This window comes from Corynebacterium lipophiloflavum DSM 44291, from assembly GCF_000159635.1.
GTDB lineage: Bacteria > Actinomycetota > Actinomycetes > Mycobacteriales > Mycobacteriaceae > Corynebacterium > Corynebacterium lipophiloflavum.
This window is the reverse complement of record NZ_GG667266.1, coordinates 1-203: the sequence shown is the minus strand read 5'-3', so window position 1 is coordinate 203 and position 203 is coordinate 1. Positions and strand designations below refer to the sequence as shown.

1 protein-coding gene is annotated in these 203 nt (G+C 53.2%); it reads left to right on the top strand.

The window, feature by feature from the left end; all coding sequences use genetic code 11:
* The coding region (locus tag HMPREF0298_RS12040; RefSeq protein ID WP_211205450.1) for a LysR substrate-binding domain-containing protein at positions 1-203 on the top strand (203 nt) is incomplete at both ends.

Below are 203 nucleotides of genomic sequence, written 5' to 3'. Positions count from 1 at the left end.
ATTACTGGAAAAGCAATTCGCGATCTTTTGCCGCCCGGGACACCCCGCCATTGGTGCCCGTTCGATCAAACAGTTACTGGATTACAGCTGGACAATGCCGACGCCACACGGCAGCTACTACAAACAGTTGAGTGAATTGCTTGACGATCAGGCGCAAACGCCACAGGTCGGTGTAGTCTGCGAGACGTTCTCAGCCTGTATCA